Source organism: Cellulosimicrobium sp. 22598 (assembly GCF_052044445.1).
GTDB lineage: Bacteria > Actinomycetota > Actinomycetes > Actinomycetales > Cellulomonadaceae > Cellulosimicrobium > Cellulosimicrobium cellulans_G.
In genome coordinates this window covers 164,276-177,685 of the sequence record NZ_JBQEMZ010000008.1, presented here as the reverse complement: position 1 = coordinate 177,685, position 13,410 = coordinate 164,276, and the positions used below count along the sequence as shown (strand labels likewise).

Below are 13,410 nucleotides of genomic sequence, written 5' to 3'. Positions count from 1 at the left end.
TTGGGCGCCGGCCCTGGGTGGTCCGGCGTCGCGTGGGTTGATGCGTCTGGAGCGAGCTGGTGGTGCGAGCGGCGAGGCGCGCCGACCGTCAGGTCAGTGCTCTTCCTCGAGCGACATGTTGATGTAGACCGCGGCGAGCAGGGCGAAGATGTACGCCTGCAGCGCGGCGACCAGGATCTCGAAGAGCGTGAAGGCGAAGCCGCCGGCCAGGCTGAGGACCCCGAGCGCCTTCATCGCGGGAGCCGCCTCGAAGAAGAAGTACTGCGTGGCCGCGAAGCACAGGACGAGCATGATGTGCCCGGCGACCATGTTGGCGACGAGACGGATGGCCAGCGAGGCCGGCCGGATGATGAGGATCTGGAGCAGCTCGATCGGCGTGACGATCAGGTAGATCGGCGCCGGGATCCCCGGGGGGAAGAGGTTGCTCTTGAGGTAGCCGCCGAGGCCGTGCTTCTTGATGCCGACGTACCAGTAGGTCACGAAGACCCAGAGGGCGAGGAGCAGCGGGATGCCGATCCGGGCGGTGCCGGCCATGTTGAGGCCGGTGATGATGCCCGTGATGTTGAACGCGAGGATCGCGCAGAAGATCGTCGTGATCATGGGCACGAAGCGCTTCGCGTTCTCCTTGCCCATGATCTCCTCGACGACCTGCACGCGCACGAAGTCGAGGATCATCTCGATGGCGTTCTGGAACCGGCCGGGGACGAGCTTCGCGCGGCGCGCCGCGATGACGAAGATCGACAGCAGGACGATCGTCGCGACGACGCGGACGATCCAGATGCGGTCGATCTGGAAGATCGTGCCCTCGAAGAGGATGGCCGGCGGGAAGAAGTCGGCGATCGACGGCGCGTGGAAGCCACCTTCGCTCTCGGAAGCAGCGAGGAGCACGGGGGTCGCAAGCGTGGACAGGGTGGACTCCCAATGGTCGTGTGGTCCGGGCAGCCGTCACTCGTTGGTGGGCACGCCGTCGGACCTGGCCGTCATGGATTCGCCAGTAGCCTAACGTATGGATCGGCGTGCTCACGCCGATCTGGCGGCGCTTGTGACATTTTGCTCATGCGCTCCGGGCAACTGGTCCCTGGCCCGGGCGCCGCCCACCTGGTAGGGGCGTGGTCGGTCAGCGGGCGTCGGGCTCGACGTACGGGATCCGCCCCCTGCTCACGGCCCGGTAGTCGAGCACCGCGGAGCCGACGACGCCGACGAGCAGGACCCCGGCGAAGACCCACCGGTCGTAGAAGTCCATGCCGCGCAGGACCACGAGGATGACGATGAGCACGACCATCTTCGCGAGCCAGCTCCCCATGACGACCGCCGCGGTCGTCGTCGGGCTCGCGTCCACCGTGCGCAGCATCGCCCAGACCGTGGTCGCCGAGAAGAGCAGCGCGACGCCGACGCCCAGGAGCGCGCCCCACACTCCCGGCAGCCCGGCGACGAGCGCACCGATCGCGACGCCGAGGACCGTGAGCGCGCCCAGCAGCACGAGGACGTCCCGCAGCGCGGTCCGGAAGACCGCGCGCACGGCCTGGCCGTGCGGGCCGATCGTCTGCTCGGCGGGCTGCCCGCCGTCCGGCTGGGCGGGATCGGGCTGGCTCGTGGTCATCTCAGGGCTTCCTTCGGCGGTGTCGTGACGGCGGGCGCGGCCGACGGGGCGGCCGGGCTCGGGTCGTCGTCGGAGGTGGTGGTCGTGACGGGCACGGACGACGTCGTGGTCGCGGCGTCGTCGTCCAGGAACCGGCCACGCGTGCGCAGCGGGCCGAGGGTGAGGACCGCGGCGATCAGGACGGCGACGGCGAGGCCCACGGCGACGCCGTGCCAGTGCCACTGCACCAGCGCGACGGCGGCGAAGGCGAACACCGCCGTCCAGACGTAGAGGATGAGCACGGCGCGCCGGTGCGAGTGCCCGATCGCGAGCATCCGGTGGTGCAGGTGCATGCGGTCCGGGTGGAACGGCGACTTCCCCCGCGCGACGCGGCGCACCACCGCCATGCCCATGTCGAGCAGGGGCAGGAGGATCACCGCGAGCGGCAGCAGGATCGGGATGAAGGCCGGGATCTGCTGCGCGCCGGAGAGCGCGTCGGTCTCGATCTTGCCGGTCACGACGATCGCCGCGGCCGACATGACGAGCCCGAGGACCATCGAGCCCGAGTCCCCCATGAAGATGCGCGCGGGATGGAAGTTGTGCGGCAGGAAGCCGACGCAGATGCCGACGAGCGCGGCGATCACGAGCGTCGCGAGGCTCGAGTAGTCGTCGGCGCTCGCCTTCTGCGTGAGCACGTACGAGTAGACGAAGAACGCCGTGCCGCCGATCGCGACGAGCCCCGCGGCCAGGCCGTCCAGGCCGTCGACGAAGTTGACCGCGTTCATCGCGACGACCACCACGAGGATCGTCGCGGCGAGCTGGAGTCGCGAGGACCAGATGAGCTGCTGGTCCCCGATCCCGAGGGGCAGCCGGTACAGGACGACGCCCTGCGTGGCCATCAGCCCCGCCGCCAGCACCTGCCCCGCGAGCTTCGTCATCCAGTCGAGGTCCCAGATGTCGTCGGCGATCCCGAGCACGCAGACGATCGCCGCCCCGCCCACGATCCCCCAGATCCGCGGGTCGGCCACGAGCCGGCCCGCGACCTCGCCGACGAACACACTCTCGAGGAACGGCATCTGCGACGCGAAGACGACCGCCACCACGAGGCCCAGCAGCATCGCGAGGCCGCCGAGGCGGGGGGTCGGGATCGTGTGGACGTCGCGGTCGCGCACGGCGGTGATCGCACCGGTGCGCAGCGCGACCCAGCGCGCGAAGGGCGTCGTGAGGAACGTCACCACGGCGGCGACGAGCATCACGAGCAGGTAGACCCTCACCCGCCGTTCGCCTCCGGCTCCCCGGCGTCGTCGGCGGTCTGGGCGTCGGCGGGCGGGTCGTCCGGGCCCGCGACGTCCGCGACCTCGCGGAGGCGGTCGAGCGTGACCGCGCCCTGGCGCACGACGCGCAGCGTGTCGGACGTCGCGTCGACGATGGTCGACGCCACCCCGCCGGTCGCCGCGCCGCCGTCGAGGTAGACCGCCACGGCCTCGCCGAGCTGTGCCCGCGCGTCGTCGACGTCGAGGGCCGCGGGACGTCCGGTCGCGTTCGCCGACGACACCGCGAGCGGGCCCGTGCGGCGCAGGAGCGCGAGCGCCGCCGGGTGGTCGGGCATGCGCAGCGCGACGGTCCCGTGCGTCTCCCCCAGGTCCCAGGCCAGCGAGGGCTGCGCCCGCAGGATGATCGTGAAGCCTCCGGGCCAGAAGGCCTCGACGAGGCGGCGCGCGGCGTCGGGCACGTCGGTGGCGAGTCCGTCGAGCGTGCGCGCGTCGGGCACGAGCACGGGCGGCGGCATGTGCCGGCCGCGGCCCTTGGCCGCGAGGAGCGCGGCGACGGCCTCGGCGTCGAACGCGTCGGCGCCGATGCCGTAGACGGTGTCGGTGGGCAGCACGACGAGGCCACCGCGGGAGATCGCGTTGACCGCCTCGTCGATGCCGGCGCCCCAGGTGTTCGGGTCGGTCACGGGGTGGACGGAGCTCACGGGTCCATCCTTCCACGCTCGGGGGCGGGCTCCGGGTCACCGGCGTGCTCGGGTCCCGAGCGCCGGGCCACGACCATGCGGTCGCGTCCCGTGAGGTCGACGACGGTGCGGACGTCGACGAACGCGCCGGTCGCCGCGACCATGTCCCGCGCGGCGGCGGCCTGGACCTCGGCGTGCTCCATGACGTAGAGGCCGCCGGGACGCAGGAGCCGCGCGGCCGCGGCCGTGATCCCCCGCGGCACCTCGAGACCGTCGGGCCCGAGGCCGTAGAGCGCCACGCCGGGGTCGTGGTCGGCCACCTCGGGGTCGCGCGGGACGGCCCCGGGGGGCACGTACGGCGGGTTGGACACGACGACGTCGACCACGCCGTCGAGACCACCGTCGGCGGCGGGCCCGGCGAGCGCCGTGCGGGCGTCGCCCCGCACCAGGCGCACGACGACGCCGCTCGCCTCCCGCACGGCCGTCACGTTCCGCTCGGCCCAGGCGTGGGCGGCGGCGTCGAGCTCGACCGCGTGCACGTCGGTCCCGGCGACCTCCGTCGCGACGGCGAGCGCGATCGCCGCCGAGCCGGTGCACAGGTCGACGACGGTCGCGCGCCCCGTTCCGGCCACGACCGCGCGGGCCTCGTCGACGGCGACCTGCGCGACCTGCTCGGTCTCCGGCCGCGGGACGAAGACGCCCGGTCCGACGGCCAGCTCGAGGTGCCGGAACGGCGCGGTGCCCACGAGGTGCTGGAGCGGCACGCGCTGCGCGCGCCGGGCGACGAGCTGCGCGAGGGCGGGCGCGACGTCGTCCGGCACGGGCGTGCCGAGGACCGCGCGACGGGCCACCTCGGCGCGGGGCACCGCGAGGGCGTGGGCGAGCAGGAGCTCGGCGTCCGCGCGCGCCGAGGGCACCCCGGCGGCGTCGAGGACGGCCGCCGCCCAGCGCAGCCAGGCCGAGGTGCCGCCGTCCGACGGCGGGGTCGGACCGAGCGGCTCAGGCATCGCCGGCGCTCGCGAGACGCGCCGCCTCGTCGGCCTCGACCGCCGAGCGCACGACCGGGTCGAGGTCGCCGTCGAGCACCTGGTCGAGGTTGTACGCCTTGTACCCGGTGCGGTGGTCCGCGATGCGGTTCTCCGGGAAGTTGTAGGTGCGGATGCGCTCGGAGCGGTCGACGGTGCGGACCTGGGAGCGGCGCAGGTCGGCGGCCTCGGCGGCGGCAGCCTCCTGCTGGGCGGCGAGCAGGCGCGCGCGCAGGACGCGCATCGCCTGCTCGCGGTTCTGGAGCTGCGACTTCTCGTTCTGCATCGACACGACGATGCCGGTCGGCAGGTGCGTGATGCGGACGGCGGAGTCGGTGGTGTTGACGGACTGCCCGCCCGGGCCGGACGAGCGGTAGACGTCGATGCGCAGGTCGTTCGGGTCGATCTCGACCTCGCCCGCGTCCTCGACCTCGGGGAAGACGAGCACCCCGGCCGCCGACGTGTGGATCCGTCCCTGCGACTCGGTCACGGGGACGCGCTGGACCCGGTGCACGCCGCCCTCGTACTTGAGGTTCGCCCAGACGCCGTCCGCGGGGTCGGACGGCGTGCTGCGCGCCTTGACCGCCACCTGGACGTCCTTGAAGCCGCCGAGGTCGGAGTCGGTCGACTCGAGGACCTCCGTCTTCCAGCCGCGTCGCTCCGCGTACCGCAGGTACATGCGCAGCAGGTCCCCCGCGAACAGCGCCGACTCCTCGCCGCCCTCGCCCGCCTTGATCTCGAGGATGACGTCGCGGCCGTCGTCCGGGTCGCGCGGGACGAGCACGCGGCGCAGGCGCTCGCGCGCCTCCTCCTCGGCGGCGCGCAGTCCGGGGAGCTCCGCGGCGAACGCCTCCCCGTCCTCCCCGCCGAGGGTCGCGAGCTCCGCGGCGGCCTCGGCGTCGTCGCTCGCCTCGCGCCACGCGCGGTACGCGCCGACGACCTGGTTGAGCTCGGCGTAGCGCCGCCCCAGCGTGCGCGCGCGGCCCGCGTCGGCGTGGACGGCGGGGTCGGCGAGCTGGGTCTCGATGTCGGCGTGCTCGGCCAGCAGCGGCTCGACGGCGGCGAACGACTCGGTCACGGACGGCTCCTCGGTGACGGGCGGGTCGCGGTCGTCGGCGGGAGGCGCGACCGCGCGAGGATCGGGAGGATCTCTCGGGCAAAGCAACAGCGCCGGTGGTCCGACCTCGCCGACTGCCCCTGGAGAGGTTGTCGGGATCGGACCACCGGCGCTGCGGTGTCGCTACTTGTCGGCGGCCTTCTTGCCGTAGCGGGCCTCGAAGCGGGCCACACGGCCACCGGTGTCGAGGATCTTCTGCTTGCCCGTGTAGAACGGGTGGCAGGCGCTGCACACGTCGGAGCTGATCTTGCCCGACGCCTCGGTGCTGCGCGTCACGAAGGTGTTCCCACAGGTGCAGGTCACCTCGGTGACGACGTACTCGGGGTGGATACCAGACTTCACGGTTTTCTCCTTGGGGTGACGTCTCCGGGTCAGGTGCGGCGACCGCACCTGTGAACCGGCGACACGCGGCCTGACGGACGCAGGCCGACGAACCATTGTGCCAGAACGCGCGGGCGCCCCGAGAACTTCCCGGGGCCGCCCGCCGTCGGCTCCTGCCGGCCGACCGTCAGATCGTGCGGCCGACGTTCTCGTCGTCCGCGAGACCGCCGGGCGTCGTCTTCTGGACGTGGAGCAGGAACTCGACGTTCGTCTGGGTCTTCTTGAGCTGGCCGAGCAGCAGCTCGATCGCCTGCTGCTGGTCGAGCGCGCCCATCACGCGGCGGAGCTTGTAGACGATCTTCAGCTCGTCCGGCGACAGGAGGATCTCCTCGCGGCGCGTGCCGGACGCGTTGACGTCCACGGCCGGGAAGATGCGCTTGTCGGCGAGGTTGCGGGACAGGCGGAGCTCCATGTTCCCCGTGCCCTTGAACTCCTCGAAGATGACCTCGTCCATCTTGGAGCCCGTCTCCACGAGCGCCGAGGCGAGGATCGTCAGCGAGCCGCCGTTCTCGATGTTGCGGGCCGCGCCGAAGAACCGCTTGGGCGGGTAGAGCGCGGACGCGTCCACACCACCGGACAGGATGCGGCCCGAGGCGGGCGCCGCGAGGTTGTAGGCACGCGACAGGCGGGTCAGCGAGTCGAGGAGCACGACGACGTCCTGGCCGAGCTCGACCAGGCGCTTCGCGCGCTCGATCGCGAGCTCGGCGACGATCGTGTGGTCGGACGCGGGGCGGTCGAACGTCGAGGCGATGACCTCGCCCTTCACCGTCCGCTCCATATCCGTGACCTCTTCGGGCCGCTCGTCCACGAGCACCACCATGAGGTGGACCTCGGGGTTGTTGGCCGTGATCGCGTTCGCGATCTGCTGCATGATGATCGTCTTGCCGGCCTTGGGCGGCGCGACGATGAGGCCGCGCTGACCCTTGCCGATCGGCGCGACGATGTCGATGACGCGCGGCGTCAGGCGCGTGGCCTCGGAGTTCTCGAGGCGCAGGCGCTCCTGCGGGTACAGGGGCGTGAGCTTGGTGAACTCGGGACGCTGGCGCGCCTCCTCGGGCGACATGCCGTTGACCGAGTCCAGGCGGACGAGCGCGTTGAACTTCTGGCGCGCCGTGTTGCCCTGGTTCTCGCCCTCGCGCGGCTGGCGCACCGCGCCGGTGACGGCGTCACCGCGGCGCAGGCCGGCCTTCTTCACCTGGCCGAGCGAGACGTAGACGTCGTTCTGGCCCGGCAGGTACCCGCTCGTGCGCACGAACGCGTAGTTGTCGAGGATGTCGAGGATGCCGGCGACGGGGAGCAGGACGTCGTCCTCGTTGACCTCGATGTCGTCGAGGCCCGCGAGGTCCGGTCCCTGGCGGTTGCGGCCACGCTTGCGGTCGCGCTCGCGGCCGCGGTCGCGACCCCGGCGGCGTCGGCCGCCGCGCTCGTCGTCCAGCAGCTGGCGGTCGTCCCGCCGGTCGCCCTGACGCTCGCCGCGACCCTGGCCACCGCTCTGCTGCTCACGCTGCGGGGCGCCGCCCTGCTGGTCGCGCTGGCGCTCGCCGCCCTGCTGGTCGCGCTGACGGTCGGCGCGCGTCGCGTCGCCGTCGCCCTCGCCGTTCCGGGGTGCGCCGGCGCCGCGACCCGCACGGCGCGAGCCGCGCTCGCCCGTGACGAGGCCGACCGCCGCGGCGGCGCGCGCGGCGCGCTCGTCGGCGGACTCGTTCGAGGTGTCGCGCGTGCGCACGCCCTGCTCGCCGAGCGCCTCGGCGACCGCGGCGGCGGCCTCCGAGCGGGAGTCACGACGACCGTCGCGACGCTCGCCGCGCTGTTCCGTGCGCTGCTCGTCGGCACGCACGGGCAGGTCGAGCACGGGGGCGGCCGTCCGCTCCTCGCGGCTCGCGGCCGACGGCGCGTACTGGCGCGCCGTCGCGGCGCTGTCGGTGGTGGCCGCCGGGCTCGCGGCGGGACGCTCGGCGCGGCGGCTGCGGCCGCGCCCGGAGGCGGCGGGCGCCTCGCTCGTCTCACGGCCCGAGGCGTTCGCCCCGTCCGTGTCGCGCCGCGGCGCGGCGGGGCGCTCGGAGGCGCTCTGCTCGCCGGTGCGGGCGCGGATGACGTCCACAAGATCGCCCTTGCGCATCTTGGACGTGCCCTTGACCCCGAGCTGCGAGGCGAGCGCCTGCAGCTCCGGGAGGCGCAGCGTGGAGAGCGCGCCGGTCCGGGCGGTCCCGCCGGCAGCGGCCGAACCGGTCGCGCTGCTCGTGGCGGTGTCGATGGTGTCTGTCACGAAGGACCCTTCCCCCTCGTTTGCGCCCGCCGCTCAGAGGGCGGGCCGCGGGTGGTCGACGCCCGGCCGTGACGGCCGGTGCGTAGGTGTCGCCACGCGTCAGTGGTACGACGACGTCATCTGACGCGGGGCTGGATTGCCTTCTCTCGGACTGCTCGGTCGCAGCACACCCGGTGGATGAGAGCGCGCTCTGCGGGCGGACGTACTGGTGCGAGAGCGTGACCGAAGGCTGGAATCATCCTAGCACCGGCGCGACCGAGGTCAGAGCCGTTCGGCCACGACGCCCCGCGTGTCGACGTCGAGGCGGCGCACGGCCCAGTCGGCGGTCCCCCCGACGAGGGAGTCCGCGACGCGCGCGACCTCCTCCAGCCCGTCGGCCGCCGAGAGCACGAGGACGGTCGGGCCGGCTCCCGAGACGGTCGCCGCGAGGCCGCGGGCGCGCAACGCCTGGACGAGCTCGAACGACGACGGCATGACGTCCGCCCGGTACGCCTGGTGCAGACGGTCGTCCGTGGCGTCGAGCAGCAGGTCGGGCCGCCGGGTGAGCGCCTCGACGAGGAGCGCGGCGCGCCCGGCATTGAAGGCGGCGTCGGCGTGCGGCACCTGGGCCGGGAGCACGCCCCGCGCCCGGCTGGTCGCGAGCCGCGCCGAGGGCACGAGCACGGTCGCGCGCAGCTCGGGGTGCACGTCGAGCCGCACCGCGCGGGCGCCCGCCTCGGACCCGGCGTCCCACGCCACGGTGGCACCGCCCAGGAGCGCGGGCGCCGCGTTGTCCGGGTGCCCCTCGATGGCGGTCGCGAGGTCGAGGGCCACGTCGTCGTCGAGCACCGACGGGTCGGCGACGAGCGCCCGCGCGGCCACGATGCCCGCGACGACGGCCGCCGCCGAGGACCCGAGGCCGCGCCCGTGCGGGACGCGGTTCACGCAGGTCAGGTGCAGGCCCGTCTGCGGAGCGCCCGCGACGTCGAGCGCGGCCCGCAGGGCACGCACCACGAGGTGGGACGCGTCGCCGGGCACCTCCCCCGCGCCCTCTCCCTCGACGTCGACGACCACGTCGTCGCTCGCGAGCGCACGCACCTCGAGCACGTCGTGGAGAGCGAGCGCCAGCCCCAGCGCGTCGAAGCCGGGGCCGAGGTTGGCGCTCGTCGCCGGGACGCGCACCCGCACGTGGTCCGCGCCGAGCTGCATCAGTCGAGCCCGAGGGCGTCGGCGATGGACACGACGTCGGCGCTCACGCGCGTCGGGGTGACCTCGCTCCCGTCGAGCGTGCGCAGCGCCCACTGCGGGTCCTTGAGCCCGTGGCCCGTGACCGTGACGACGATGCGCGCGCCCGCGGGGACGAGCCCGCGCTCGGCGCGCGAGAGGATCCCGGCGACACCGGCCGCCGACGCGGGCTCGACGAACACGCCGACCTCGCTCGACAGGACCCGGTGGGCCGCGAGGATCTGCTCGTCCGTGACGGCCTCGATGACGCCGCCCGACTCGTCGCGCGCCGCCTCGGCGAGCTCCCACGACGCGGGGTTCCCGATGCGGATCGCGGTCGCGATCGTCTCCGGCTCGGTGATCGGGTGGCCCGCGACGATCGGCGCGGCGCCCGCGGCCTGGAAGCCCCACATCTGCGGGACGTGCGTGGACACGGCCGGCAGCCCCTCGCCCGCGTGCCCCGGCGCGCCCTGGCCCGCGTACTCGCGGAAGCCCTTCCAGTACGCGGTGATGTTCCCCGCGTTGCCGACGGGCAGCGCGTGGATGTCGGGCGCGTCGCCCAGCGCGTCGACGATCTCGAACGCGCCGGTCTTCTGGCCCTCGATCCGGTCGGGGTTCACCGAGTTGACGAGCTCGACCGGGTAGGAGTCGGCGAGCTTGCGCGCGGCGACGAGGCAGTCGTCGAAGTTGCCGTCGACCTGGAGCAGGCGCGCGCCGTGCGCGATCGCCTGGCTGAGCTTGCCCATCGCGATCTTGCCGTCCGGGACGAGCACGGCGCACGTCATCCCGGCGCGCACGGCGTACGCGGCGGCCGACGCCGACGTGTTGCCCGTGGACGCGCACACGACCGCCCGCGCGCCGCGGCCCGCGGCCGCGGAGATCGCCGTCGTCATGCCGCGGTCCTTGAAGGACCCCGTGGGGTTCATGCCCTCGACCTTGACGAAGACCTGCGCGCCGGTGCGCTCCGAGAGCGCCGGGGCCTCGACGAGCGGCGTGCCGCCCTCGCCGAGCGTGACGATCCGCTCGGCGACGTGCGCCGGCAGACGGTCGCGGTACTCGGAGATGATGCCTCTCCACTGGTGGGCCATCAGGCTCCCTCGACTCTCAGGACGGACGTGATCGTGCGGACGGGCTCGAGCTCGGCGACCGCCGCGACGGTCGCGGACAGCGCCGACTCCGGCGCCGCGTGCGTGGTGATGAGGAGCTCGGCGACCCCGGGCTCCGCGACGCCCGCACCGCCCGGTGCCGCGGGCTGGCGGACGGCCTCGATGGAGACGTCGTGCTCGGCGAGCGCGTGCGCGACCTGCGCGAGCACGCCCGGGCGGTCGTCGACGTCGAGGCGCACCTGGTAGCGGGTCACGGCCGCGCTCGCCGGGAGGATCGCGAGCTCGGCGTAGGTGGACTCCTGCGGGCCCTTGCCCCCGAGCACGCGGTGGCGCGCGGCCGAGACCACGTCGCCCAGGACCGCCGACGCCGTGGGCGCGCCGCCGGCGCCCCGCCCGTAGAACATGAGCTCGCCCGCGGACTCCGCCTCGACGAACACCGCGTTGAACGACCCGCGGACGTTCGCGAGGGGGTGCGACGTCGGCACGAGCGCCGGGTGCACGCGCACCGAGACGCCGGCCGACGCGCCCACCGCGGCGCCCTCGCGCCGCTCCGCGATGGCGAGGAGCTTGATGACGTGGCCGGTCTGCGCCGCCCACGCGACGTCGTCGGCGGTGACGGACATGATGCCCTCGCGCGCGACGTCGTCGAGGGAGACGCGGGTGTGGAAGGCGAGGCTCGCGAGGATCGCGGCCTTGGCCGCGGCGTCGTAGCCCTCGACGTCGGCCGTCGGGTCCGCCTCCGCGTAGCCGAGGTCCTGCGCCTCCTTCACGGCCTCCTCGAGGTCCATGCCGGTCGTGGCCATCTGGTCGAGGACGTAGTTGGTCGTCCCGTTGACGATGCCGAGCACGCGGCGCACGCGGTCGCCCGCGAGCGACTCGCGCACCGGGCGCACGATGGGGATCGCGCCCGCGACGGCGGCCTCGAAGTAGATGTCGACGCCGGCCGCGTCGGCGGCCTTGTAGAGCGTCGGTCCGTCCTCGGCGAGCAGCGCCTTGTTCGCCGTGACGACGGCGGCGCCGGCGTCGATCGCGCGCAGCAGGAGCGACCGGGCGGGCTCGATGCCGCCCATGACCTCGACGACGATGTCGGCGCGCGCGACGAGATCCTCCGCGTCCTCGGTCAGGAGCGAGCGGTCGACCGACGCGGCGCGCGGCGCGGCCGCGTTCCGTACCGCGATCCCGACGAGCTCGAGGCGGGCGCCCACGCGCGAGGCGAGGTCGTCCGCCTGCTCCGTCAGCAGCCGCGCGACCTGGGTGCCGACGACGCCGCACCCCAGCAGGGCGACGCGCAGGGGCGGGTGGGACTCGGCGGCAGGGGGCACGACGGACCTTCCTCGGGGACGGGCGGGCGAGCTCCCGGGCCCGGGACCGGTCACGGGTGACCGGTGCCGCGCCGTCGCGCGGGGCGACGGGTCGGGCGTGGGAGCGGCAGCGACAGGATACGTGTCCACCCCTCGCGACGGCGCCGCCCGACCACGTGTCGGACCACCGCGGGAGTCAGGCCTCCGGTTCGCGGCCGCCGCGCTCCGCGAGCGTCTGCGCGCGGCCCTCGGCGCGGGCGCGTTCCAGGGCTTCCTCGAGCTGGTCGGTGGTCAGCGCGGACGGGTCCGGCGCGGCGGCACCCGCCTCCGGGGCGGGGTCCGCCCCCGAGCTCTCCGGGACCGCGCCCGAGGTCGAGGTCGCGGGGCCGGCCGCCCGGCCGCCGCCCGCGGCGGCCCTCGCGGCCCGACGACGACGGAGCGCGGCGACGAGCGCCGGGCCGCGCAGCGCGACGAGCAGCACCAGACCGACGAGCGCGAGAGCGGCCCACGGGACCGCCCAGGTCTGCGCGCCGCCGTCGTCGCTCGCCGTCGCTCCCCCGCCGATCCCGACGGCTGTGGCGGTGACGGTCACCGAGGCGTCGGCGCGGCCCAGGGGTCGCACCCCGGTCACGGCGACCTCGCGCTCGAGCGCCGAGCCGGGGAGCAGCTCCGGCAGCTCACCGTCACCCCCGGTGATGGTCGCCCAGCCGAACGGCCCGGTCACGGTGACGGACTCGGCCGGCACGACGCGCGCGTTCCCCGTGTTGGTCAGGGTGTACCGCACGGTCGCTGACGACGTGCCGAAGGGGTTCGCGACGTCGTGGTGGACCACCTCCACGTCGCTCACCTCGACCGTCGGGGCCAGGGCACCCTCGACGCGCGCGTGCACGCGCAGCGCCAGACGCCGGTCGAGCGCGACGGTGGACGCGGACGCCTGCTGGACGAGGGAGGTGATGACCCCGGCGGAGTGGTCGCCGGGCGAGGCGTCGTCGGGCACGGTGATCGTGAACGGGACGTCGAGGGACTGGCCAGGGTCGACCGTGACCGTGCCGGCCCCCAGGGCGATCCACGACCCGAGGTCCGAGGACGTCTCCCCGGCGGGGAGCAGGTCGAGCTGCCCGGACGTCGTCGTGAACGCGTCGGCGGCGTAGGTGCGCAGCTCGAGGCGCTGCGCGGAGTGGTTGGTCAGGACGACGGTGTCGGAGATCGTGTCTCCGCGTCCGACGGCGTAGGAGAAGTTGGGCCGGTCGGTGCCGTGGTCGTTGTCGGCGGGCAGCAGACCCCAGCTCAGGTCGCCCGTGGTGTCCCCCGCGAGGGCGGAGACCACGGGCGCCACGGGCACCGTGGGCACCTCGCCCCCCGCCCGCGCCGCCCCGGCAGGGACGAGCGCGAGCAGGGCGGCGAGCGCACCGACGAGCGCCGCCGCGCCCCGTGCGGGGCGGTGCGTACGGACGGGGGCGGCGGCGTCTCGGTTCATC

Annotated in this window: 12 protein-coding genes; all 12 read right to left on the bottom strand. The window is 74.4% G+C overall.

Annotated features, from left to right (window positions below; all coding sequences use genetic code 11):
- Window positions 1-93: 93 nt before the first annotated feature.
- Window positions 94-888 (bottom strand): F0F1 ATP synthase subunit A, encoded by a 795-nt coding sequence (gene atpB, locus ACTJIY_RS10885; RefSeq protein ID WP_253053357.1) that lies wholly within the window; start codon window positions 886-888, stop codon window positions 94-96.
- Between the two features lie 229 nt (window positions 889-1,117).
- Window positions 1,118-1,600, bottom strand: a complete 483-nt coding sequence (locus ACTJIY_RS10880; RefSeq protein WP_253053355.1) for a hypothetical protein — start codon at window positions 1,598-1,600, stop codon at window positions 1,118-1,120.
- Window positions 1,597-2,853: an MraY family glycosyltransferase gene (locus ACTJIY_RS10875; protein WP_439158132.1), complete on the bottom strand. Its 1,257-nt coding sequence runs from the start codon at window positions 2,851-2,853 to the stop codon at window positions 1,597-1,599. Before ACTJIY_RS10875 ends, ACTJIY_RS10880 begins: the two co-directional genes overlap by 4 nt.
- Window positions 2,850-3,554 (bottom strand): L-threonylcarbamoyladenylate synthase, encoded by a 705-nt coding sequence (locus ACTJIY_RS10870; protein WP_253053351.1) that lies wholly within the window; start codon window positions 3,552-3,554, stop codon window positions 2,850-2,852. Before ACTJIY_RS10870 ends, ACTJIY_RS10875 begins: the two co-directional genes overlap by 4 nt.
- Window positions 3,551-4,540, bottom strand: coding sequence for a peptide chain release factor N(5)-glutamine methyltransferase (prmC, locus tag ACTJIY_RS10865; RefSeq protein ID WP_440674293.1), 990 nt, complete (start codon window positions 4,538-4,540; stop codon window positions 3,551-3,553). The genes ACTJIY_RS10870 and prmC overlap by 4 nt, the downstream gene beginning before the upstream one ends.
- Window positions 4,533-5,636 (bottom strand): peptide chain release factor 1, encoded by a 1,104-nt coding sequence (gene prfA / locus ACTJIY_RS10860; RefSeq protein ID WP_253053347.1) that lies wholly within the window; start codon window positions 5,634-5,636, stop codon window positions 4,533-4,535. The genes prmC and prfA overlap by 8 nt, the downstream gene beginning before the upstream one ends.
- Before the next feature lie 162 nt (window positions 5,637-5,798).
- Window positions 5,799-6,017 (bottom strand): 50S ribosomal protein L31, encoded by a 219-nt coding sequence (gene rpmE, locus ACTJIY_RS10855; protein WP_253053345.1) that lies wholly within the window; start codon window positions 6,015-6,017, stop codon window positions 5,799-5,801.
- 166 nt (window positions 6,018-6,183) lie between these two features.
- Window positions 6,184-8,322, bottom strand: a complete 2,139-nt coding sequence (rho, locus tag ACTJIY_RS10850) for a transcription termination factor Rho (protein ID WP_440674292.1) — start codon at window positions 8,320-8,322, stop codon at window positions 6,184-6,186.
- Between the two features lie 261 nt (window positions 8,323-8,583).
- A complete protein-coding gene (thrB, locus tag ACTJIY_RS10845) occupies window positions 8,584-9,510 on the bottom strand; it encodes a homoserine kinase (RefSeq protein WP_439158128.1) in 927 nt (308 codons plus the stop codon).
- Window positions 9,510-10,613: a threonine synthase gene (gene thrC / locus ACTJIY_RS10840; RefSeq protein ID WP_440674291.1), complete on the bottom strand. Its 1,104-nt coding sequence runs from the start codon at window positions 10,611-10,613 to the stop codon at window positions 9,510-9,512. The genes thrB and thrC overlap by 1 nt, the downstream gene beginning before the upstream one ends.
- Window positions 10,613-11,953 (bottom strand): homoserine dehydrogenase, encoded by a 1,341-nt coding sequence (locus tag ACTJIY_RS10835; RefSeq protein WP_439158126.1) that lies wholly within the window; start codon window positions 11,951-11,953, stop codon window positions 10,613-10,615. The genes thrC and ACTJIY_RS10835 overlap by 1 nt, the downstream gene beginning before the upstream one ends.
- A gap of 175 nt (window positions 11,954-12,128) precedes the next feature.
- Window positions 12,129-13,409: a WxL protein peptidoglycan domain-containing protein gene (locus ACTJIY_RS10830; RefSeq protein WP_440674290.1), complete on the bottom strand. Its 1,281-nt coding sequence runs from the start codon at window positions 13,407-13,409 to the stop codon at window positions 12,129-12,131.
- Window position 13,410 lies beyond the last annotated feature (1 nt).